General features: G+C 70.7%; 13 protein-coding genes and 1 riboswitch. Of the genes, 6 read left to right on the top strand and 7 right to left on the bottom strand.

The features are described from left to right. Positions 1-83: 83 nt before the first annotated feature. The 5 genes from BUS84_RS05015 (at position 84) to BUS84_RS04995 (ending at position 5,146) form a co-directional block, all read left to right on the top strand. Positions 84-1,253 (top strand): acyl-CoA dehydrogenase family protein, encoded by a 1,170-nt coding sequence (locus BUS84_RS05015; protein WP_074309129.1) that lies wholly within the window; start codon positions 84-86, stop codon positions 1,251-1,253. Next, positions 1,253-2,098 carry a phosphate/phosphite/phosphonate ABC transporter substrate-binding protein gene (locus tag BUS84_RS05010; protein ID WP_074309127.1) on the top strand — a complete coding sequence of 282 codons (846 nt, stop codon included), beginning with the start codon at positions 1,253-1,255 and terminating at the stop codon, positions 2,096-2,098. The genes BUS84_RS05015 and BUS84_RS05010 overlap by 1 nt, the downstream gene beginning before the upstream one ends. Then, positions 2,095-3,312 (top strand): hypothetical protein, encoded by a 1,218-nt coding sequence (locus tag BUS84_RS05005; RefSeq protein WP_074309124.1) that lies wholly within the window; start codon positions 2,095-2,097, stop codon positions 3,310-3,312. The genes BUS84_RS05010 and BUS84_RS05005 overlap by 4 nt, the downstream gene beginning before the upstream one ends. Positions 3,313-3,369: 57 nt before the next feature. Further along, a complete protein-coding gene (locus BUS84_RS05000) occupies positions 3,370-3,720 on the top strand; it encodes a TraR/DksA family transcriptional regulator (RefSeq protein ID WP_074309122.1) in 351 nt (116 codons plus the stop codon). 97 nt (positions 3,721-3,817) lie between these two features. Further along, positions 3,818-5,146: an alpha/beta hydrolase gene (locus BUS84_RS04995; RefSeq protein ID WP_074309120.1), complete on the top strand. Its 1,329-nt coding sequence runs from the start codon at positions 3,818-3,820 to the stop codon at positions 5,144-5,146. A 43-nt stretch (positions 5,147-5,189) separates the two neighbouring features. On the opposite strand, the gene BUS84_RS04990 is transcribed toward BUS84_RS04995, so the two are convergent. The 4 genes from BUS84_RS04990 to BUS84_RS04975 form a co-directional block, all read right to left on the bottom strand. Next, positions 5,190-6,185, bottom strand: coding sequence for a ribonucleotide-diphosphate reductase subunit beta (locus BUS84_RS04990; RefSeq protein ID WP_074312110.1), 996 nt, complete (start codon positions 6,183-6,185; stop codon positions 5,190-5,192). Positions 6,186-6,223: 38 nt separating this feature from the next. After that, positions 6,224-8,557, bottom strand: coding sequence for a ribonucleoside-diphosphate reductase subunit alpha (locus BUS84_RS04985; protein ID WP_244298539.1), 2,334 nt, complete (start codon positions 8,555-8,557; stop codon positions 6,224-6,226). A gap of 200 nt (positions 8,558-8,757) precedes the next feature. Continuing rightward, positions 8,758-8,974: riboswitch (cobalamin riboswitch) on the bottom strand. 170 nt (positions 8,975-9,144) lie between these two features. Then, positions 9,145-9,804, bottom strand: a complete 660-nt coding sequence (locus BUS84_RS04980; RefSeq protein ID WP_074309116.1) for a phosphotransferase — start codon at positions 9,802-9,804, stop codon at positions 9,145-9,147. Positions 9,805-9,925: 121 nt separating this feature from the next. Next, positions 9,926-15,550, bottom strand: a complete 5,625-nt coding sequence (locus BUS84_RS04975) for a GH92 family glycosyl hydrolase (RefSeq protein ID WP_074309113.1) — start codon at positions 15,548-15,550, stop codon at positions 9,926-9,928. 500 nt (positions 15,551-16,050) lie between these two features. Here BUS84_RS04975 and BUS84_RS04970 point away from each other — a divergent pair, with 500 nt between their 5' ends. Then, the gene (locus BUS84_RS04970) at positions 16,051-17,073 is read left to right on the top strand and encodes a LacI family DNA-binding transcriptional regulator (RefSeq protein WP_074309111.1); all 1,023 of its coding nucleotides are present in this window, start codon (positions 16,051-16,053) and stop codon (positions 17,071-17,073) included. A gap of 42 nt (positions 17,074-17,115) precedes the next feature. Here the strand turns inward: BUS84_RS04970 and BUS84_RS04965 are convergent, their stop codons facing one another. The 3 genes from BUS84_RS04965 to BUS84_RS04955 all read right to left on the bottom strand — a co-directional run bounded on the left by BUS84_RS04965 (position 17,116) and on the right by BUS84_RS04955 (position 22,663). Beyond that, on the bottom strand, positions 17,116-18,144 hold the full coding sequence (locus tag BUS84_RS04965; RefSeq protein WP_074309110.1) for a LacI family DNA-binding transcriptional regulator: 1,029 nt from the start codon (positions 18,142-18,144) through the stop codon (positions 17,116-17,118). Positions 18,145-18,473: 329 nt separating this feature from the next. Further along, complete coding sequence (locus BUS84_RS04960) at positions 18,474-21,572, bottom strand: beta-L-arabinofuranosidase domain-containing protein (protein WP_074309108.1); 3,099 nt, start codon at positions 21,570-21,572, stop codon at positions 18,474-18,476. 29 nt (positions 21,573-21,601) lie between these two features. After that, positions 21,602-22,663 carry a WxL protein peptidoglycan domain-containing protein gene (locus BUS84_RS04955; RefSeq protein ID WP_074309106.1) on the bottom strand — a complete coding sequence of 354 codons (1,062 nt, stop codon included), beginning with the start codon at positions 22,661-22,663 and terminating at the stop codon, positions 21,602-21,604. Between the last annotated feature and the right edge of the window lie 6 nt (positions 22,664-22,669).

Here is a 22,669-nt window from a genome sequence, read left to right as displayed (position 1 = left end):
GTCATCCGACGTTCTCGCCCCGCGCTGGTCAGCTGCGATAGCCTCGACGGCGGTGCCATCGGTCCGACCGAAGGGACATCCACGTGACGGCCAGTGTCGACAATGCCCGCCCCGACTCCGACGATTCAACCACGCTCGACACGCTGATCGACGACGTGATCCGCCCCCAGGCCGCGCTGGTCGACCGGGACGGCACCTTTCCCCGGCAGAGCGTGGACGCCCTCGCCGCGGCTGGTCTGCTCGGCCTCGCCTCCTCGACCGACGTCGGTGGTGGCGGCAAGGGCATGCGTACGGTCGCGGAGGTCGTCGAACGGCTGGCCGCCGAGTGCGGCTCCACGGCGATGGTCGTTCTCATGCACTACGCGGCGACCGCCGTCATCGAGGCGCACGGCCCGCGCGAGGTCCGCTCGGCCATCGCCGCTGGCGATCACCTGAGCACGTTGGCGTTCTCCGAGTTCGGTTCGCGCAGCCATTTCTGGTCGCCGACCGGCACCGCGACGGCGGGCGACGACGGTGCCGTCCGGCTCGACGCCAGGAAGAGCTGGGTCACCTCGGCCGGCGAGGCGGACAGCTACGTCTGGTCGAGTCTCCCGCTCGCCCCGGGTGCGGGTCCGATGACGCTGTGGCTCGTTCCCGCCGGCAGCAGCGGCCTCAGCATCGCCGGCGACTTCGATGGGCTCGGCCTGCGCGGCAACGGCTCCCGGCCGATGACCGCCGACGGGGTGCGCGTCCCCGCCGGCGCGATGATGGCCGCCGACGGCGCCGGCCTCGACACCGCGCTCGGCGCGGTCCTGCCCTGGTTCCTGGTGCTGAACGCCGCGTTCTGCCTCGGCCTCGCGGACAGCGCGGTCACCGAGGCCGGCCGGCATCTCACCAGGACCACGCTCACGCACACCGGCGCGGCCCTTCGCGACGCGCCGGTCACCCGACGCGCCTTCGCCCAGATGAAGACCCGCACCGACACCTTGCGCGCCTTCCTCGGCGACACCCTGACCGCGCTGGAGACCGGCCGGGAGGACGCGATGCTGCGGGTGTTGCAGGTCAAGGCGCTCGCCGGCGAGACGGCCGCCGACGTGACCGACGGCGCGATGCAGCTCTGCGGCGGCAGCGCGTTCCGCAAGGAGTTGGGCCTCGAACGCCGGTTCCGCGACTCCCGCGCGGCCCGGGTGATGGCACCCACCACCGACGCCCTGCACGACTTCGTCGGCCGCGTCGCTACCGGGCTGCCGCTGCTCGACGAGGCCAACCGCTGATGCCGGCGCCGGCTGTCCTGATGGGCGCGGTCGCGTACGACCCCAAGGTGGTGACCATCTGGGAGGGCTTCCGCGCCTGGCTGCGAGGGCGGGGCCTGGACTTCGACTTCGTCCTCTACTCGCACTACGAGCGGCAGGTCGAGGATCTCGTCGCCGGGCGGATCGACGCGGCGTGGAACTCACCGCTCGCCTGGCTGCGGGCCGAACGGCTGGCAGCGGCCAGCGGCGGCACCGTGAGCGCCCTCACCATGCGCGACACCGACCGGGACCTCACCTCGGTCGTGGTGGTGCGGGCCGACTCGCCGGCGCGCCAGGTCGAGGACCTGTCCGGTTCACTCGTCGCCGTCGGCGCCGTCGACAGTCCACAGGCGACGCTGATCCCACTCGGACACCTCGCGGCCGCCGGGGTCGAGGTCGACGTGCGCCGGTTCGACGTCGGCGTCGGGTTGCACGGCGACCACATCGGCGGCGAGCGCGACGCCGCCCGGGCCCTCGTGGCCAAGGAGGTCGACGCCGCCTGCATGATCGACGCCAACCACCTGGCGTTCGTCCAGGAGGGCACGCTGCCGCCCGAGGGCACCCGGATCGTCGCGCAGACCGCCCGATACGACCACTGCAACATGACGGTGCGCGATCCGGCGTCCGCCGGGGTCCGGCTCTTCGGCACGCTGCTGCGTGGCATGTCGTACGCCGACCCGGAGGTCCGCCCGTTGCTCGACCTCGAAGGGCTGACCGCCTGGGAAGACGGCCGCACCACGGGGTATGACGCCCTCGCCCGGGCGGTCGACGCCAGCGGGTTCTACGCGGCCGACGGGCGGGTGACCGCCGCGGACTACCGGCCGTGAGCAGCGCGCCGGCCGCCGACGCCGAGATCCACCTCGGGGGCCTGGGCTTCGACCGGGGCGCGCACCTGCTGGTGCAACGCGCCCTTGCCTCGCTACCGCCCGGCGGCCGGTTGGCGGTCTCCGGCCTCGACCCCGCTCTGCCGGTGCACCTGCCCGCCTGGTGCCGCAGCCGTGGCCACCGGGTCGAATGGCCGAATCCGGCCGACCGGAGCGAGCTGGTGGCGGTGGTCGTCCGCGGCACCGCGGATGACGACCGCAGGTTCGGCGCGGAGCGAGCCGGGCCCGCCCTGCCCTCGGCGCTCAGCAGTCGCCCCCCACCGCGCTGGGGGCTCGGCGCCCGCGGTGCGCTGCTGGAGGCCGGTGGCCCCGAGGCGCGGTTCGACCTGGACGACCGCGATCTGGTGTGGGCCGACGTCGCCCCCAAGCTGTACGCGCAGGCGGCGGCGCGGCAGTGGGACCCGGAGACCGCGGTGCCGTGGGACGACGCGTTCGCGCTGCCGGCCGACGTCGAGGCGGCGGTGGTGCAGGTGATGACCTACCTTGTCGAGAACGAGCAGGCCGCACTCGTCGTGCCGGCACGGTTCGTCGGGCGGATACACCCGCACTTCCGCGAGGTGATGCAGCTCCTCGCGGTGCAGATGGCCGACGAGGCCCGGCACATGGAGGTGTTCAGCCGGCGAGCGCTGCTCCGGGGCGCCGAGCTGGGCACGTCGTCGGCCGGCGGCCGGCAGTCGCTCTTCACACTTGTCGCCGAGTCCGACTTCGCGTTGGCCTCGTTCCTGCTCTCCGTACTCGGTGAGGGCAGCTTCGTCGACCTGCTCTCGTTCCTGGAGCAGAACGCGCCGGACCCGGTGACCCGTCGCGTCTGCTGGTTGGCGATGCAGGACGAGCGCCGGCACGTGGTGTTCGGCATGGCACACCTTGAGCACCAGGCGACCGTGGACCCGCTGCTGCGGGATCGGCTCCGCGCGGCGATCCACCGCCGCCACGACGCGCTCGTCGACACCGCGGGCCTCAACGCGGACGTGTTCGACGCGCTGGTGGTGCTCGCGGCCGGTGGATGGCACCCCGACGACGTGGCCGCCGGCTTCGAGCGGGTGCGGCAGTTGCAGCACGTGATGGATCAGGGCCGGCAGCGCCGGCTGGTACGGCTGGGCTTCCGGCCCGACGAGGCGGCGGCGCTCTCCGCCCTGCACACCCGCAACTTCATGTAGACCCCGCGTCCGGACCAGGTCGCTGGTGACGGCCGTCCGCGGTACCGTCGAGCGGTCATGACCAGGGAATCCAGCTCGGTCCGCGCGGAGCTGCTCCGCCTGCGCGACCAGACCCAGGCCCAGGTAGTGGCGTTGGACAGCGATCTGCGGAGCCTCTTCGAGGCATCGAGGTCGTCCAACGCCGATGACGAACACGACCCCGAGGGCAGCACGATCGCGTTCGAACGGGCGCAGCTCACCGCGGTCCTCGACGCGACGCGGCGGCGCCTCGCCGAGCTCGACGTGGCGTTGCGACGGGTCGAGGCCGGCACCTACGGCAGGTGCGAACGGTGCTCGCGTCCGATCCCCGCCGAGCGACTCGCCGCCCGGCCCTCAGCACGCACATGTGTCGGCTGCGCAGGCAGTTGAACCGCGCGGCGGAAGAAGGTGTGGACCGCTGGCCCTCCCCCTGAGACGATGCTTGCGCTGCTAGTGCAAATAGTTCGTCTACCGAGGTGGAGGATCGATGCACACGTCCCGACGCAGACTGCTCTCCCTTCTCGCCGGGGTGGCACTCGCCGCCGGCCCGGCCGTCGCCGCCGTTCCGAGCGCCGCCGAGGCCGCCACCACCCCGTCGTACCGGCCAGTGATCTTCGTGCACGGCAGCGCCGGGTCGGCGTCGCAGTTCCAGACCCAGGCCAAGCGCCTGGCCAGCAACGGCTACCCGATCGACATCATCGAGGCACACGAATACGATTCGCCGAACCTCGCCACGATCCTGCCCCAGGTGTACGCGGGGCTGGACGCGCGGATCTCGCGGCTGTTGGCAGCGACCGGAGCGGACCGGGTGGATCTGCTCGCGCACTCCCTGGGCACCTTCGTCATGCAGGGCTACCTCGCCAGTTCCCCCGACCGGGCCGCGCGGGTCGCGCACTACGTCAACCTGGACGGGCGAACTGCGGCGGCGCCGCCGGGCGGCGTACCCACGCTCGCGATCTGGGGCGAGGGGGACGCGGCGCGGGCCGTCGCGGGCGCGAGGAACGTCTACTTGCCGGACCAGTCCCACACCCAGACGGTGTCGTCGCGGGAGTCGTTCGGCGAGATCTTCCGGTTCTTCCAGGGCCGCGCGCCACGCACGACGAGCATCGTGCCCCAACTCTTTGGCACCGCCCGGGTCTCCGGCCGCGCGGTGCTCTTCCCGAGCAACGCCGGCGTCGCCGACGCGACCCTCGAGGTCTACCCGGTCAACTCCCTTACCGGCGGTCGGCTGTCGAACCGGCCCGCGCATCGGGTGTCACTCAGCGGCGACGGCTCGTTCGGACCGTTCCCGGTGCTCGCCACAGCCCGGTACGAGTTCGCGATCGTGCGCGCCGGAGCGGCGACGCACCACTTCTACTTCCAGCCGTTCCTCCGCTCCGACTCGTTCCTACGCCTCGCGACGAGCCGGCCGGGCGAGGGTCTCGGCGCACTGATCGACACCAGCGACCGGCACACGGCGCTGACGATCCAGCGCCAGAAGGAGTGGTGGGGCGACCAGGGAGACGCCGGCGACAACCTCTGGATCAACGGTCGGGATGTCCTGAACCCGGCGAACACGCCGCGCGCGAAGAGGACGATCGCCGTCTTCGCGTTCGACGACGGCAGTGACGGCGTCACCGACCTGACCGCTCCGCTGCCGGAGTTCTTCAGCCAGACCTTCATCACCGGCATGGACCTGTTCATCCCGGCCGCGCCGGCGCACCTCGGCCTCGTGCGGATCACCGTGGGTCAGCGCGGCGGCGGGTACGACGTGGTCAACGTGCCCAACTGGAAATCCAGCGCGCATCGCGTGTCGGTGAACGTCGACGACTTCTGAGGGAGGGAGGCGACGACGGACCCGCCGTCGCCTCCCTGGCGCCCTAGAAGTCGTCGTCGAAGGCGACCGTGCCGGTGACCCCCACCTGGTACGCCGACACCCGCCGCTCGAAGAAGTTGGACAGCTCCTGCACGTCCTGCAACTCCATGAAGGCGAACGGGTTGGCCGACCCGTAGTGCGGTGCGATCCCGAGCTGGGCGAGACGCCGGTCGGCGACGTGCTGGAGGTACTCCCGCATGTCGGCCAGCGTCAGACCGGGCACGCCGTGGCCGAGCAGGTCCTCGGCGAACTGAACCTCACACTCGACGGCCTCGGTGAGCATCTGGCGGACCTGATCGGCGAGGTCGTCGTCAAACAGGTCGGGTTCCTCGCCGCGCACGGTGTCGACGACGTCGAACGCGAAGGCCATGTGCATGGACTCGTCGCGGAACACCCAGTTGGTGCCGGAAGCGAGTCCGTGGAGCAGGCCGCGGGAGCGCAGGAAGTAGACGTACGCGAACGCGCCGTAGAAGAAGAGTCCTTCGATGCAGGCGGCGAAGCAGATCAGGTTGAGCAGGAACTTCCGCCGGTCCTCGCGGGACCGCAGCTCGCGCAGGTTGTCGAGGGAGTCGATCCAACGAAAGCAGAAGTCGGCCTTGCGGCGGATCGAGGGGATGCTCTCGATGGCGGCGAAGGCGGCGAACCGCTCGGTCTCGTCGGGCACGTACGTGTCGAGCAGGTTGAGGTAGAACTGGACGTGCACCGCCTCCTCGAACAACTGCCGGGACAGGTAGAGGCGACCCTCCGGGCTGTTGACGTGCTGGTAGAGGTTGAGCACGAGGTTGTTGGCGACGATTGTGTCGCCGGTGGCGAAGAACGCGACCAGCCGGCTGACCAGGTGCCGCTCGGCGGGGGAAAGCTTGTCGAGGTCGGCGAGGTCGGCGTGCAGGTCGACCTCCTCGACGGTCCAGGTGTTGCGGATGGCGTCGCGGAACCGGTCGAAGAAGTGCGGGTAGCGCATCGGGCGGAGGGTGAGGTCCATCCCGGGGTCGAGCAGCATGTGCGTGGTCCTCGTGTCGGTGGTGGTGTCGGCGGCGGTCACTGGCAGGCTTCGCAGGACTCGGGGTTCTCCAGCGAGCAGGCCAGCGCCTCCGGATCGGCCGTCACGGGCGCGGCGAGGGCGATGGCGGTGGGCGCGACGGTGGCCTGCTGGATCCGGGTGGCGGGGCGGGACCGCAGGTAGTAGGTGGTCTTCAGCCCGGTCTTCCAGGCGTACAGGTACATCGAGGAGAGCTTGCCGATGGTGGGCGAGGCCAGGAACAGGTTCAGCGACTGGGACTGGTCGATGAAGGGCGCCCGAGCGGCGGCCAGGTCGATCAGCGCCCGCTGCGGCAGCTCCCACGCGGTGCGGAACAGCTCGCGGACGGCGGCCGGTAGCTCCGTGATCTCCTGCACCGAGCCCTCAGCCCGCTTGATCGCCGACCGGACCGGCTCGGTCCACAGGCCGCGGGCCTTCAGCTCGCGTACCAGAGCGGTGTTGACCTGAAGGAACTCCCCCGACAGGGTCTCGCGCTTGAACAGGTTGGAGACCTGCGGCTCGACGCACTCGTAACAACCGGCGATCGAGGCGATGGTGGCGGTCGGGGCGACCGCCACCAGCAGGGAGTTGCGCAACCCGTGCGTGTCCACCCGCTCCCGCAGCGCGGTCCACCGGGCGGTCTGCGTTCCCTCGACGCCCCACAGGTCGGGCTGTAACTGCCCGCGCGCCGCCCGCGTCTGCCCGTACGCCGGGTGCGCGCCGAAGCGCCGCGCCAGGTCCGCGGAGGTCTCCAGGGCGGTCAGGTACAACTCCTCGCTGACCCGGGTGGACAACTCCCGCGCGGCCGGGGAGTCGAACGGCATCCGCAGCGCGAAGAACACGTCCTGCAGGCCCATCAGCCCGAGCCCGACCGGCCGCCAGCGGGGGTTGCTCACCGCCGCCTGCGCGGTCGGGTAGTAGTTGATGTCGATGACCCGGTCGAGGAACGTGACCGCGGTACGGACCGTGGCGCGCAGCCGCTGCCAGTCGATGGCGCCATCGGTGAGGTGGGCGGCGAGGTTCACCGAGCCGAGGTTGCACACCGCGGTCTCGGCGTCGCTGGACACCTCGATGATCTCGGTGCAGAGGTTGGACAGGTGTACCACGTTGCCCGGTTCGGCGGTCTGGTTGCACAGCCGGTTCGCGGCGTCCTTGAAGGTCATCCACCCGTTGCCGGTCTGGGCCAGGGTGCGCATCATCTTCCCGTACAGCTCCCGCGCCGGGATCTGCCGCACGTAGCGGCCCTGCGCCTCGGCCGTCCGGTACGCGGCGTCGAACCGCTCGCCCCACAGGTCGGGCAGTTCCGGCACCTCGTGCGGGTCGAACAGCGACCACACCTCGTCTGCCTCGACCCGGCGCATGAACTCGTCGGGGATCCAGTTGGCCAGGTTCAGGTTGTGGGTGCGCCGGGCGTCCTCGCCGGTGTTGTCCCGCAGTTGCAGGAACTCCTCGATGTCCGGGTGCCACGGCTCCAGGTACACGCAGGCGGCGCCCTTGCGCCGGCCGCCCTGGTTGACCGCGGCGACGCTCGCGTCCAGCGTGCGCAGCCACGGCACGATCCCGTTGGACTGCCCGTTCGTGCCGCGGATCAGCGCGCCCCGCGACCGGACCCGGGAGTACGCGATGCCGATGCCGCCGGCGAACTTGGACAAGTTGGCGACCTGCGCGTACCGCTGGTAGATCGAGTCCAGTTCGTCTCGCGGGGAGTCGACCAGGTAGCAGGAGGACATCTGGGTGTGCCGGGTGCCGGAGTTGAACAACGTCGGCGAGCTGGGCAGGTAGGCCAGGCTGGACATCAGCCGGTAGAAGTCGACCGCCTCGTCCGACGTACGGGACAGGCCGCAGGCCACCCGCAGCAGCCAGTACTGCGGGGTCTCCAGCACCAGCCGGCTGGTCGGGTGGCGCAGCAGGTACCGGTCGTACACCGTGCGCAGGCCGAAGTACTCGAACCGCCGGTCGCCGTCCGGGTCGACGGCGTCGTCGAGCGCCCGGGCGTGTGCGGCGACGAAGGCGGCGGTGTCGTCTCCGATCAGTCCCTCGGCGTGGCCGACCCGGATCGCCGTGCTGAACGAGGTGACGCCCTGCCGGCGCACCTCCTTGTCGACGTAGCCGGCCAGCAGCCGAGCGGCCAGGCGTGAGTACTGCGGCTCCTCACCGATCATCTCGGCCGCGGTCTGGATGGACAGCCGGTCCAGCTCGGCGGTGGTCGCGCCGTCGTAGAGCCCGCTGATCGTCCGGGTCGCCACCCGCAGCGGGTCGACATCGGTCAGGTCGTCGGTCCACCGCTCGACCGCACGGACGATCTTGTTCACGTCCACCGGTTCGCTGGCGCCGTCGCGCTTGCGGACGTGCATTTGCGTCCGCCGCCGGCCCGGCAGGGCGGTGTCGCCGCCGGTCGGGACCACCTGGGTGACTGTCACCACTCACTCCTCGCGAGTTCGAGACCTGATGGCCCTCGGACGCGAGGAGACAGACACCGGCGGACGCCACGCCGGGCGTGGGTCAGGGGGCGTCGGCCGTCCCACGCGGCGTCGGACCGCCGCCCACCCGGGTGCGGGTGCGCGGCGCGCTGGCAGGTCTTCGGACTTGTGGGCACGACCGGACTCGCCGGTCTCCTACTGGCCGTCGCTTCCCAGGCCGCTTGGCGGCCCAGTGCTGATGACGGCGGTCGTTCCCACTCACCGCTGCGGGGCAGTCCCGGATTTCCACCGGGTTCCCTCTTGCCTCGACCACTGCGGATGAGCGGCCGAACCAGCTGCGATCGACACCATATATAGGGACGACGCCGTTGTCACACCCCCACATCTCGGGCATGGGCGTGTCGGCGGTCAGGTCGGTGACGACGGTCACCAGCCGGACGCCGCTCGGTCAGGGCAGGGCAGGGCGTGGACGCTGAGCGGTCCTGGTGTCAGCACCGCACGCCAGGACGGCTCGGCCGGCATCAGCCGGGGCGGGTCTGGACCAGGGCGGCGGCGCGGTCCAGGGCGGCCTTCTCGACGGCGGAAAGCGTGGGATTGACCCGTCGCATGCCCAGGGCACGCCGTAGTTGGCTGGCTCGGGGCGGTTCCGCCCACCGCTGGAAGGCGGTGAGTCCCGCCCGGGCGCGCCGGGCAAGGTGGGCATCCTGACCGACCGCCACCTCGGCGAGGATCAGCGCGGTCATGGCCACGTCGAAGTCGGCCGGTCCCTCGGCCGCGTTGCGCCAGTCGATGACAACCGGACCGCGCGAGGTCACCATGACGTTGCGCGGGTGCAGATCGAGGTGCAGGACGCGATCCGTCGGCTCGGCACCGAGCCGGGCCGGCAGGTTGTGCAGGCGGTCGTGCAAATCCACGAGCAGCTCGGCGGCGGAGTCGTTGTCGATCCGGCCGACGAGCAGCGCGTCCAGGAGGGTCTCGCCGTCGAGCCGTTCGAGCACCAGGTCGGGGCCGTCGGCGGCGTACACCACCGGCACCGGGTAATTCGCTGCGGCGACGTACGCCATCATGGCCGCCTCCGGCGCGGTGTCGCCGCCGTCACGGTAGCGGCGCAGCACGCGTGCCTCGTCGAGCACGAAGACGTCCGCGTCGCGCCTGGATGCGAGCAGTACGGGACTGTCCACGACGGTCGACGCTAGCAGGCAGTACGGGGCACCCGCGCCCCGCGCGGCGTGGCCGTGGCCCAAGAACGCGTGGGGCGGGCCGTGATCACGGCCCGCCCCACGCGTTCTTGCTATCTCTGACTCACTTCGGGCCGGTGACGGTGAAGGGCAGCGCGACCCGCGTCACCGACCTGGCTCCCGCCAGCGTGACGACGGTCGAGCCGGCCTTCGCCGTCCCGGGGACGCTGACTGTCGCGCCGGCGATGACGCCGTCACCATTCGCGCGCATGGTGCTGACCGCGAGGCCGCTCGCGAAGGTGACCGTGACCGCCTCGTTCGGAGCGAATCCGGCGCCGTCGACCGTGATCGACGTACCGCGCGGTCCCGACGTGGTCGTCAGCGCCGCCTGCGGTTCGTAGGTCGGCTTCTCCGGCTGCCCGGTCACCTGGACGGTGGCGGTCGCCGGCATCCGTGAGGACGCGCCGGTGGCGGTGACGGAGTACCGGCCGGGCTGCGCGTCACCCGACGTCGCGACGGAAGCTCGTACCGCTCCCGCCTTGGACGCCGCGACCCTGATGGTCCGCGCCGGACTGGTGCCGAGCGTCACGGTCACCTGCTCGCCGGCCGCGAAGCCGCTGCCGTTGATCGTGACCGCGTCACCGGTGGTCACGGTGGCCGAGGTCGACACCGCGATCGCCGGCTGGGACCCGCCGCGAGCCACGGTCACCGTGAAGGTCTCGGTGCTGCTCGACAACGTGTCCCACGCGGTGACGTGCACCGTGTAGGTGCCCTCCTGCGCATAGGTGTGCCGTCCACTCAGCGCACCGTCCGGGCCGATCGTGACGTCGTCCGGAACCGTGCCGTCGCCCCACTGCACCCGGGCGCGGTAGCCCGTCGTACCGGGAACGCCGCCGCTCACCGAGCCGAGGGTGGCCGAGAGGACCTGCCCGGCGTCGGCCGTCTGGTCCTTCGGGGCGGTGGTCACCAGCGCGGCGGCCGGCGTGCCGTCGTTCGCGATGGCGAACACGTGGATCCGGCCCGCCGAGCCGGGGTCGCCGGTCTGCGTCGGCAGGGTCACCGAGACGAGCGTCCTGCCCGCCGGGATCTGGTACGGCGCGGTGGCGAACAGGAACGGCTGCGCGCCGTCCCGGCTGGTGCCGCTCAACCGGTACGCGGCCTTGGCGACGACGATGTTGCCGTACGACGGGGTGCCGTTGGCGTTGCCGCCCAGCGTCCAGTCACTCATCTGGATCGGGATGCTGGCCGTGCTGCCGTCGCTGAACGTCGCCGTGCCGGTGGTGTTCTGGTTGCCCTGCGTGCCGGCGCCGATGAACGAGATGCTCCTGGCGTCGGCCGGAAGGTTGAGAACGACCGTCCTGCCATTGCCGGTGGCGTTGTCCGGCTGCCCGGCCAGGATCGCCGGCAGCGTGAACTGCAGCGCCGTTCCGGGCACCTGGTGCCGCTGGCCCTGGGTTACGCCGGCCGCCGTCAGGGCGGCCCGCGAGTACGCCCACGACTTGGCGTCGCAGTTCGCCGCGAGGGTGCCCTCGTCACCGATGCAGACGGTGTCGAACGCCGCGGTGAGGCCGGAGTTCGGCGCGTAGGCCACGTCGACGCCGACCGTCACCGAGCCCTGGCCGGTGCCGTCGGTCACCGTGACGCTCGCCTGGTGGTGACCCGGCGTGGCGTAGGTGTGCGAGCCGCTGACGCTGTAGACGGCCCGCGAGCTCAACGTCAGGGTGCCCTCGGTGACCGGTGACCCGTCACCCCAGTCGATGGTGGCCTGGTAGCCGCTGGCGGTGCCCCCGGTGACGGAGGCCAGGGGCACCGAGACGGGTACGCCGGTCGTCGCGTGCACACTGCCCGCGGCGGTCACGGCGATGTCGCCGCCACCGACCTCGATGTCTCCTCCGGCGAGCAACTCGATCTCGGCGAGGTTCGCCTGCGCGGCGCCGACGGTCCTGGTGACGACGAGGCGGAACTGCGCGAACCGTCCCGGCTTGTCGATGGTGAACGGGCGGCTCTGGTTGCGCCACCGGAACACCTCGCCCTCGCGGGCGTCGACGGTGCTCCAGGTGATGCCGTCATTGGAGCCCTGCAACCGCCAGTCCGCCGGATCGCCCACGTTCGCCCCGGAGGTGAGGGTGTAGTAGGTCGGCTTCTGCGTGGGGCCACGGGAGGCCCAGCTGACCTGCGGCGTCGCGGTGGTGAACGTCAGCTGCGTGGTCGACGAGTCGTCGAACAGCTTCAACGCGTCCTGGCCGCCCGTCGCGGTCGCGGTGCCGAGACCGGGGCCGGTGACATCCTGCAGCGGCTTGGGCGCCTTGTCGCCTCTGGTCAGTGACGGCGGTCCGTCGTTGCTGCCGGTCCCCCAGGACGACGGGTCGGGGCCCATCTGGAAGTCGATCGTGCCGCCCTTGGCGAGCGCGGACACGTCGACGGACAGCTCGCGCTGCTTCTTTCCGTTGACCTTGACGCCCTGCACGTAGACGTTCTTGGTGCTGTTGTTCGGCGCGTTGACGACGATGTCGCCGCTCGTGCGGTGGACGGTCATCTTCGTGAACTGCGGCGAGCCGATGGCCCAGTGGGACGACCCGGCCTGCAGCGGGTAAATGCCCAACGAGCTGAGGATGTACCACGACGACATCTCGCCGTTGTCCTCGTCGCCCAGGTAGCCCTGGCCGATCTCACTGCCGACGTAGAGACGCTGCAGGATCTCCCGCACGATCGCCTGCGTCCTGGCCGGCGCGCCCGCGTAGTCGTACATGTACGGAATGTGGTGCGACGGCTGGTTGCTCATGCCGAGCTGGCCCATCCGCACCGCGCGCGCCTCGAGCATCTCGTGGATCGTGGCGCCGTACCCGCCGGGTCGGTCGGCGGTCTCCGGGGTGGCGAAGAACTGGTCGAGCTTGTCGCGCAGCGCCTTCTGCCCGCCGTACAGGTTGGCCAGTCCCTGACCGTCCTGCTGCGCGGTGAACGCGAAGTTCCAGCCGTTGGTCTCGGTGTAGACGCCGCCCCAGTCCAGCGGGTCACCGGCGAGGAAGGTGCCGGAGGCGTCGCGGCCCTGGAAGAGCTTCGTCTTCGGGTCGAAGAGGTGGACGTAGTTGCGGGCGCGCTCCAGGAAGTACCGCGACTCCTCCTTGAGCCGATCGCGCTCCGACTTCGGTGTGGCCGGGTCCTTGGCCAGGGCCGCGCCCATGTTGCCGATGCCGTAGTCGTTGATGAAACCTTCCAGCGCCCACGACACCGACTCTCCGGTGGAGGTCGGCGTGTAGCCGAGGAACAGCGACGTCTCGATGCCCTTGCGGCCCACCGCGCTGCGGCCGGATGCGACGGTCGCGTCCTTGACCGCCGCGTCGTACGCCGCGAGCGGGTCGGGCAACTTGACGCCGGTGAGGTACGCCTGGGCCAGTGCCACGTTCGCGCTGGTGCCGGTCATCAGGTCGGCGTAGCCCGGGGACGACCAGCGGGCGATCCAGCCGCCGTCGCGGTAGTGCTGGACGAACCCGTCGGAGATCCTGGCCGCGACGTCCGGGTACAGCAGCGCGTAGGCGGGCCACACGGTGCGGTAGGTGTCCCAGAAGCCGTTGTTGACGTAGATCTGGCCGTCGACGATCTTCGCGCCGGTGTGGGTCGCGGTCGACGTGCCGGTCGGCGCCGACACCGGGCTCGCGTACTGCCAACGCGGCGCGGCGGCGGTGCCGGTGTTCTCCGACTGCGAGTTCGGGTACAGGTTCAGCCGGTACAGGTTCGAGTACATCGTCACCAGCTGCGTCTCGGTCGCGTCCCGCACCTCGACCCGGCCGAGCCGGTCCTGCCAGGCCGCGGTGGCGTCGGCGTGGACCTGGTCGAAGCTCTTTCCGGTGACCTCCAGGTCGAGGTTCCGGTGCGCCTGGTCGACCGAGAGGAACGAGGTCGCGATGCGCATCGTCACCTGGCGGTTCGTGGAGACGTCGAAGGTGGCGGCCGTCGCGGAGGACGCCGCGGGGGCCCGGTCGAAGGCGCCGGACACGAACATCCGGCTACGACCGGCCGAGAGGCCACTTCCGTTGTCGACCCAGCCGGTGAACGTGCCGTCGGCGCCGATGGTGAACGTGCCGTTGTAGAAGACGAGGCTTCCGGTCGCCGGCCCGGACGGGAAGGTGAACCGCATGATCCCGGCGTGGTCGGTGGGCGACATCTCGGCGGTCAGGCCGTTCTGCAACGCGACCCGGTAGAGGTCCGGCTGTGCCGTCTCGTCCTCGTGGCGGAAGGCGAGCGCCCGGCTGGACGGCGGCCCGGTGAGGGGTCCGTCGCCGGCGACGGGCATGACCGACATCTGGTTGCGGTCACCCATCCACGGGCTCGGCTCGTGCGAGATCGCGAGGCCCTGGAGGGTGGGCAGGTTGGCGGCGTTGTTGACCCGGTGGTACTGGTACTCCCACGAGTCGGACGTCGCGTCGGTGACCGGCGTGAAGAAGTTGAAGCCGTTCGGGACCGAGGTGATCGGCAGGTTGTTGCCGCGCGAGAACCCGCCCGTGGAGTTGGTCCCGCGCCGGGTGTCGACGTAGTTGGTGAGCCGCGAACCGTCGATCGACGCCGGGGAGGCCGTCACCGCGACGTCGTCGAGCCAGCCCTGGAACCGGGTCTCCCCCGTTGCCTGCGGGTCGTCGTAGGCGAGCAGGATGCGGTCGATCGTCTTGCCGCGCGCGATCGCGCCGATGTCGGCCTGCACGACGTTCCACTGGTCGGCGTAGAGCACCTTCGACGCACCCTGCCCGGCCCCGGTGAGCGCGTAGCCGTGCTGGTCGACGGGCGCGAGGCTGCTCAGGTAGCTGCCGTCGGTGAAGTGCAGGTCGACCGCGGCGTGGGTGGACGGGTACCGGGCGTCCTGACCGGTGAACTCGGGGAAGATCTTGTAGGAGAGCCGGGTCTTCGGCCCGACCGGGATGTCGACGTCGAACAGCCTGTTGGTCGCGTACGAGCGGCCGGCGGCTTCGGCGCCGCCCGCGTACCGGAGTGAAGCCAGGCCGGTGAAGCCCACCCCCGGCTTGGTGGTGTAGCCGCCGGCCGGACCGGCGCCGGTGACGCTGACCATCGGAGTGGCCGGTGGTTTGACGTCCGAGCCGTCGCTGATGTCCCAGCCGGCGAGCTGAACGAGGGAGTCACCGGAGTTGGCGGTGACGTTCAGCCGGTAGTAGCCGTAGGCGGTCGTGTTGGTGAAGCTGTAGGTCTTCGTGGCGAACCGGCCACCGAAGGCCTGCCCGGTCTGCCGGTTCAGGTCGATCCACGTGCTGCCGTCGGTGGAGCCCTGGAGGGTGAAGTCCCTGGGGTCGCGGGTCGGAGCATCGTCCGCCGAGGTCAGCGCGTACCGCACCACGGTCGCCGGCTTGGTCAGCTGGTACGTCACCCAGCCGGTCGGGTTGAACGCCAGCCACTTGGTCGAGGGGTCGCCGTCCGTGAGCTTCGCGGCGGTCTCGTTCGGCGCGTTCTCGGCGCTCGCGGTCACCGCGCCGACCTGCTCGAGCAGGCTGCCGGGCAGTACCGTGCGGCTCGATCCGCTCAGGTTCTGCTGGATCGGCTTGCCACTCCGGTCGACCTCGACGGTGCTCGCGGCGGGTTGCGGATCGGCCGACTCGAACGAGGAGCTGAAGCTGCCGGGCGGCGCGGTGGTGGGTGCGGCACTGGCCAGGGGCGCGCCGACGAGGAGTCCCACCGGCAGGAGGACCGCGGTTGTCGCGGCGATCAGTCGGGGGGACAGGAAGCGCGCAATGGGGGGATGCGACATAGGGGCAGGGCCTTTCGCCTCGAACCGGGTCGAGTACGTCGAACGTCTGGGCGGAGTGGACCGTGGCTGGAACGGTCGATGGTGGCGGAGGGTGGGTGTGCTACCGGGCGCTCAGGCCGGGTGGACCGTGAGCCAGCCGGTCTCGGCCATGCGCTCTCCTTTGGAGTCGCGGCCTGACATCGTTGTCATGAGAACTCGTGACGACGAGGCAGGAGCAGTGAACTGTCGCTGATGGTCCCGGGTGGATCACGGCCGTGTCAATGGGTTCAACCGAGCGAAACAAGCGGCCGTCGGGCAGGCCGGCAACGCCCGGAGCTACGCGGTGACGTGCACGGGATCCGTCCCGAAAACCCTTTCGGGTTGGTGTTGAGGGCGTGGAGATCTACCGCCCTCGACAGCTCCGTCACCTTCCCCGGAGCCAGCGTACGCACTACGCTTGCGAAGAGCACGGGGCAGCAGGCACCCGCTACCTACCCTGAAATGTTTGCGAAAGGCTTTCGGTGGGCCGACGACGATCCCAGTCAGTGACGTTGAGCGACGTGGCGAACCGCGCCGGCACCTCCGTGGCCACCGCGTCCAAGGCACTCAACAGCCGCGCCGAGGTCGCCCCGGAAACCCGGGAACGGGTGCTGCGGGCTGCCGCCGAGTTGTCATTCCAGCCCAACGTGCTGGCCCGCGGACTGATCTCCGGGCGCACCCGCACGGTCGGGCTGCTCACCGACGAACTCGGCGGCCGGTTCGCCATACCCATCCTGCTCGGCGCCGAGAACGCCCTCGGCAACGGGCAGATGTCCGTGCTGCTCTGCGACGCCCGTGGCGACGCGATCCGCCGACAGCACTACATCCGCACCCTGCTCGCCCGCCAGGTCGACGGGTTCATCGTGGTCGGCGACAGCAACGACCTGCGCTCGTCGTTGACACAGGACATCCCGGTCCCGGTGGTCTACGCCTACGCCGAGTCCACTGATCCGAACGACCTGTCGATCGTCGCCGACGACGAAGGCGGCGCCCGGCTCGCCGCCGAACACCTGGTGTCGCACGGCCGCCGCCGGATCGGGCACATCACCGGGCCGGACACCTACCGCGCGGCCCGTGATCGCGCCGCCGGACTGCGAACCGTGCTCGCCGAGGCGGGGCTCACCCCAGCCGGCGATCCGCTCTACGGCGAGTGGTCGCAACGATGGGGCCGGCACGCCGCCCGGCTGCTGCTCGCCGCCCGGCCGGACGTGGACGCGATCTTCTGCGGCAACGACCAGGTCGCCGCCGGCGCCGCCGACACCCTGCGCGACCTCGGTCGGCGGATCCCCGACGACGTGGCGCTCGTCGGATACGACAACTGGGAGTTCTTCGCGGCCGACTGCCGACCACCCCTGACCACCGTGGACCTCAATCTCGAACAACTCGGGGCCGCCGCGGTCAACCATCTCTTCGCCGCGATGGACGGCAACCCCGGCGCCGGGGTCATCCGGCAACCCGGCCGCCTCGTGGTGCGGGAGTCGACCGGCCCGGTGCTCCACCGCTGAGGCCGCGGCCTTCGGTGGCGCGCGGGTGACGGCCGCCGGTGCTCAGCCGACGGGCAGGGTCGACTCGCGCATCACGACGCGACCGGGAAACTCCTCCGAGCTGGGCGCGGCACCCTCGATCGCCGCGAAGAGCCGCTGGCCGGCCACCTCGCCGAGGTGCTTCAGGTTCATGTCGATGCTGGTCAGCCGAGGGCGGGAGTCCGCGGCGATGGCCTCCCAGTTGTCGAAGCCGATCACCGAGATGCTGCGCGGCACGTCGCGTCCGAAGTCACGCAGCGTCTCCAGGACACCACGTGCGATCTGGTCGCTGCCGCAGAAGATCGCGTCGACCTCGGGATGTTGCTCCACGACCATGTGCGCGGCGGCCCTCCCCCAGGACTCGTCCCACGACCCGAAGTAGGGCCGGTCGCCGACCATCCTCAGCCCGGCGGCGGCGAGGGCGGCCGCCGCGCCCTCCGCGCGGTCCCTCGCCGCCTGGAACCCGGCTTCCCCGGTGATGTGGGCGATGGTGCGCCGGCCGCACGCGAGCAGATGCTCGATGGCGAGCCGCCCACCTCCCACGTTGTCGACCGTGATCGAGATATCCGCCGGGTCGGCGGAGGGGGCGTAGACGTACACGACCGGCACGGGAATGTTGCCGGCCAGCGGTGGGCGGGGATCGGTGCGTGAGCCCACCACGATCAGGCCGTCCACCCGCCGGGACAGCAGCGCCTGCACGTGGTGCTTCTCCCGGATCGCGTCGCCGCGCGCGTCGCACAGGAAGACCGAGACCTGGCCGGCCCCCGACGCGTCCTCGGCGCCCATCAGGATGGGGATCGAGAAGCGCCCCTCCAGGTCGCTCGTCAGCAGGCCGACGGTCCCGGTCCGCCCACTGAGCAACCCGCGGGCCAGGGCGTTCGGCGCGAAGGACAGCAGCTCGGCAGCCTCCAGCACCCGGACTCTCGTGGTCGACCGCACCTCACCGCGACCGTTGATCGCCTTGGACGCGGTGGCGACGGACACCCCGGCGAGCCTGGCGACATCGGTGAGCGTGGGCGGACGGTAGGCGGGGACCTCGGGCTCGGTGGTCATGCGATGCTCCCTCTCAGCGACCGACACAGGTGCGCTGCGCGTCGGCGAGGCCGTCGCCGGGTGTCTTGTCGATCAGCCAGCGGAAGCACATCCTAAAACCTTTTCGGGAATGTTGCGGCGTCGGGCGTGGTCCACCGGGACGCCCGGACCCCCTACCTGGGCCGAAGGCTACACGGGGAGGTTGGCGCCCTGCACAGGCAGGGATGCCCCGTCCCGAAACCTCTCGAAACCAACACCAGGTCGCCGTCGATCGGCGGCGGCGCCGGAAGGGCCGTGGCCCGGTCGGGTCGACCGGGCCACGGCCGTCCAGCACAGCAGCCGGGCGAGGCCTACGGAGCGAGCTCCTTGTTCGTTTCAGCCGCGCTCGTCACGACGATCGACCTCTCCTGCTCGCTGAGGATTCCGGCCTCGACGAACGCCTGCGCGACGTGGTTGACGGTCGACACGAACTGGCCGTGGTTCGTGAAGGGCGCCTGATCCCAGACCAGGTCGAGGAAGGTCGGGCCGTCACTGCCCGGCGATGGAATGCCCGCCACGGGTACGTCGTAGTTCGGCAGCCCGTCGTTCCGCTTTCGGTTGGGCACCCCGGTGTCGACCGACCCGAACACGATCGTCGGCTCGATCCGCCGGAAGTACGACGAGGCGGCCTGGGCGTCGCCGATGTAGTACGGCCGCAGGTTGAAGCCGTGCGTGGTGAAGAGCGCGTCACCCGCCTGCGTGGTGCCCGTGGCGGTGATCGCCGCGCGGGCGTAGTCTCCGTCGCGCTTGAGGTGGCGGTAGAGGGAGAGTTCGCGGTAGTTGCCGCTGCCGGGGTTGCCGAGGATCTGCATGAGGAGGGGCCCCCAGAAGATCGACTGCGTGTCGGGACGGTCGATCGCCCGTTCGATCCGGATGCTGAACGGCATCCGGATTTCGATGGTGTCGCCCGGCGCCCAGGTACGGCTCAACGTCAGGTAGCTGGCGGGTTTCGCGTCGACGTCCTGGCTGACGCCGTTGATGGTGACGTGGAAGCCCTTCTGGACCCAGCCCGGCACCCGCAGCTTGATGTCGAGCTGGCCGCTGCCGTTGACGGTCAGCTTGGTGTGGTCCTCGCGCGGGTAGTTGGTCTCCTGAGTGACGACGAAGCCCTTCTCGGCCCAGGTGAGGGTCGACGGTACGTACAGGTTGACCCACAGGGTGTTGCCGTCGGCGGACTTGAAGTAGACCGTCTCCTGGTACTTGGTGTGGTTCTCCAGGCCCGTCCCGCCGCAGCAGGTCCCGGTGTTGCCGTAGCTGCGGGTGATGCCCGGGGTCAACGGTTGGAAGTAGGTGACCTGTGGGTTGCTGACGCTGGTCGTGTCGGCCCGCGAGCCGGCGATCTGGTTGAACAGCCCCCGCTCGTAGTGGTCCATGTACGCCGGGTCGTGCTCGTGCAGGAACAGATTGCGGGCCAGCTTGAGCAGGTTGTACGCGCTGCAGGTTTCCGCGCCGCCCTGGGCGATCGAGTTCGCGATGTTGTCCCGGTTCTGGAACAACTCGGTGTTGTTGTTGGAGCCGGGGTAGTTGCCGCCCAAACCACCGTGTGCGTACCTGCGGTGCGGCACGAGCATGCCGAAGAAGTTCTTGGCGGCCTGGAAGTACTCGGGGTCCCCGCTGTGCTCGTAGACACGCATGTAGCCGACGAACTGCGGCATGTGCATGTTGACGTGCAGCCGATCCGGGCGGCGCCGACCGGGCCTGGTGGCCGGCGTCGTGACCAGGATGTCGCGGTTCTCGACGCAGGCGTCGAAGAGCGACTCGCGGTTGTCGAAACGCTTGGCGGTGTCCAGGTGCTTCGCGTCGCCGGTGAGCGCGTAGATCTCGGGGAACACCTCGTTCGCGCCGCCGGACTCGCCGGCGATGTAAAGGTCCCACATGTAGTTCAGGTTGTCCCGGGTGATCGGGCCCGCGTACGCGGGGTGGTTCTTGTCCCCGATGGTCAGCGCGAGGTGCGCCCAGTCGGCCATCTTGACCACGACGTCGAGGGCCTTGTGGTTGTCGGTGTGGTAATACGCGTCGAGCAGACCACGCATGATCTTGTGCTGCGTGTACCACGGCGCCCACGTGTTGGTAGCCGCGTTGCCGCCGTAGACGGCCCACCGCGGCGGACCGAGCCGCAGCACCGTGTCCTCCGGCAGCGCGCCCAGATAACCCGGGTGGGTCGGCACCCAGTCGGCGGCCCCGCTGCTCTGGGCCACGACGATGCCGCCGTCCCGGCCGTTGGGCGAGGCGTCCTTGATCGCGGTACCGCCCTGCTCCTCGAACCGGTACCAGGCGATCGACCCGCCGGCGGTGCTCCCGGTCGGCGAGTCCAGCATCGACTGGACCTCGGCCTGGCTCAGGGCCCGGTCGAAGATGTGGAACTCGTCGATGCTCGCGTCCAGGAACGCATCGCCGTACTGCGACCGCCCGATCCACCGGTTGCCGGGGTTCCCGAGGTTGGCCGGGCTGAGGGTCATGTTCGTGTTCTGGCCGGCCTGCTGACCGTTGACGTACAGCGTGCCAGTCTGCTGGGTGAGGGTGACGGCCAGGTGCACCCACTGGTTGGTCGGCAACGCCGCGTTACCGTCGATCCGTTGCTCCCCACCGCTGCCGCTGACCGTGATCGCGAACCGCGGCACGTTGCCGGTAACCCCAGCACGCGGGGTCAGGAACATGTTGACCGTGGTGTTCTGACCGAAATCGAACAGCCGGCTCCAGCTCTGAGTGGAGCCGAGGTTCACCCAGGTGGCGATCGTGAAGTCGGCGAGCTGGCTGATCGCCTCCTGCGGCAGGGTCACGTGCTGCGCCCGGCTGGGGCCGTTCAGGCGCAGCGCGCTGCCGAAGCGGCCCGGCACCCGGCCGATCTGCGGCTCCTGCGGCTCCTCACCGCCCGGGCCGCCATCGCCCATCCGCGCGGTGATCGCGGCCTGGCACGCCGCGAGTTCATCGACCATCCAGTCGAGCTTGGTCTTGAAGATCGGCTCGCCAAGGTCCGCGTAGCCCTGCGCCAAGGCGGTCATGAAGTGGCCGGCCCAGTGGCCGCTGAGCAGTCCACCGTCCTCCCAGCCCCCCGGGACGGAAACGCCCGCCGGGTTCGGCCGACCAGCCTGGTTGTTGAACAGCACAAGGAACCGCCGCTCGTCGAACTGCCGGAGATAGCTCTTCATGCGGTCGCGCTTCTCCTGGAGCAGGCCGTCGCCCAGCTTCACCTCCCGCAGCTGGAACGGCCTGACCGGGGCGGTGCCGCCGGGACCGGCATCGGCCGGGGTCGCGCCCAGGGCGGTCGGGGCGGTCGTCGTCCCGGTGGCCGTCGCCGCCTCGGCAGCGGTCGCCGGGAGCGCGCCCGCGGTGGCCACGGCGGCGGCGCCAATGGCCGATGCCTGAAGTACCTGACGTCGGCTGACGGGCATCTTGTCGGATTCAACCATTGCGGATCGTCCTTTCGGGCGGGGGGAAATTAGGAGGACTTCGCGGCGTTACCAGCCAGGGCCGACGTCCGAGCTTCCGCCCGGCCCTCGTTCCGGGCGTCGGCGAGCAGCTGCGCGATTCGCCGCCGGCGTCGGCGGACGGTGTTCCGGATGGCGAGGGCGAGGGCTGCGAGCGCGGCGGCGAGGGCCAGTTGCGGCCATGGCAGTGCCCAGATCGTGACGGTGGCGGTGGCGGGCTTGATCTCGGCGCCGGCCGGGTCACCGCTGAGGATGGCCGGGGTGAGGTCGACGCGCGTCTGGAGTCGGCCCAGCGCCCAGACCCCGTCGAGGCGGGCGCCGACCTCCCGGGTGCCCCCGGGAAGCGTCTCCTCGACGGTCGTCGCGGTTTGCCGTGCGGCCAGCCCGAGCGGACCGGTGGCGGCCGTCCGGCCGGTGCCGGTCACCGCGATGTTGCCGTCGTTCGTCGTGGTGTATCTGAGATGGACGGTGCCGGCCGAGAACGGGTTCCACGAGCGCTCGTACCTGGCGGTCAGCCCGCTGATCGCCAGGGACCCGGTGACCGTGCCGCTGGCCCGCAGCATGACCCGGAACCCGACCCGGCTCTCGACGGCGACCGTGCCTCCCGCGCTCGTGACCGCCGCCGCGATGCCGGCCGGGTGGTCCCCGGGCGTGGCGTCGTTGGGCGCGGTGATGGTGAACGGCACCACCTTCGTCTGGTTCGGCCCGACGCTGACCGTCTTCTGCACCCTGATCCAGGTGCCACCGTCCGTCGACTCACGGTTGGACGGGAGCATGTTGAAGCGCCCCTTGTCGGTGAGGTAGCCGTCGGCCGCCTTCAGCGCGAAGACCACCGCGCCGTCGCTGAGGTTCCGCACGGCCAGGTGCTCGGTCACCACCTGGCCCGGGTCGAGCGTGCGCTCGACCCACCGGCGGCCGTCCGGGCCCTGCTGGTTGGCCGGTTGGACCGCCCAGGTCAGCGTCGGGCTGGTTGGTTCCGCCACCGCGGTGGCGGGTGCGATCGGCACGGTGACGAACACTGCGGCCAGCACGGCTAGCAGTCGCAGCGGCGTCCGCGGCAAGGTCCGGGTCATCGCGGG

The sequence above is a fragment of the Micromonospora cremea genome (assembly GCF_900143515.1).
In the GTDB taxonomy this organism is placed as follows: domain Bacteria; phylum Actinomycetota; class Actinomycetes; order Mycobacteriales; family Micromonosporaceae; genus Micromonospora; species Micromonospora cremea.
The sequence above is the reverse complement of the archived record's forward strand: the minus strand, read 5'-3'. Positions and strand labels throughout refer to the sequence as shown.

Coding starts and splice junctions, on each gene's coding strand:
- BUS84_RS05010 (WP_074309127.1), top strand. CDS start 1,253: ATGCCGGCGCCGGCTGTCCTGATGGGCGCGGTCGCGTACGACCCCAAG.
- BUS84_RS05000 (WP_074309122.1), top strand. CDS start 3,370: ATGACCAGGGAATCCAGCTCGGTCCGCGCGGAGCTGCTCCGCCTGCGC.
- BUS84_RS04995 (WP_074309120.1), top strand. CDS start 3,818: ATGCACACGTCCCGACGCAGACTGCTCTCCCTTCTCGCCGGGGTGGCA.
- BUS84_RS04990 (WP_074312110.1), bottom strand. CDS start 6,185: ATGCTGCTCGACCCCGGGATGGACCTCACCCTCCGCCCGATGCGCTAC.
- BUS84_RS04985 (WP_244298539.1), bottom strand. CDS start 8,557: ATGCACGTCCGCAAGCGCGACGGCGCCAGCGAACCGGTGGACGTGAAC.
- BUS84_RS04975 (WP_074309113.1), bottom strand. CDS start 15,550: ATGTCGCATCCCCCCATTGCGCGCTTCCTGTCCCCCCGACTGATCGCC.
- BUS84_RS04965 (WP_074309110.1), bottom strand. CDS start 18,144: ATGACCACCGAGCCCGAGGTCCCCGCCTACCGTCCGCCCACGCTCACC.
- BUS84_RS04960 (WP_074309108.1), bottom strand. CDS start 21,572: ATGGTTGAATCCGACAAGATGCCCGTCAGCCGACGTCAGGTACTTCAG.
- BUS84_RS04955 (WP_074309106.1), bottom strand. CDS start 22,663: ATGACCCGGACCTTGCCGCGGACGCCGCTGCGACTGCTAGCCGTGCTG.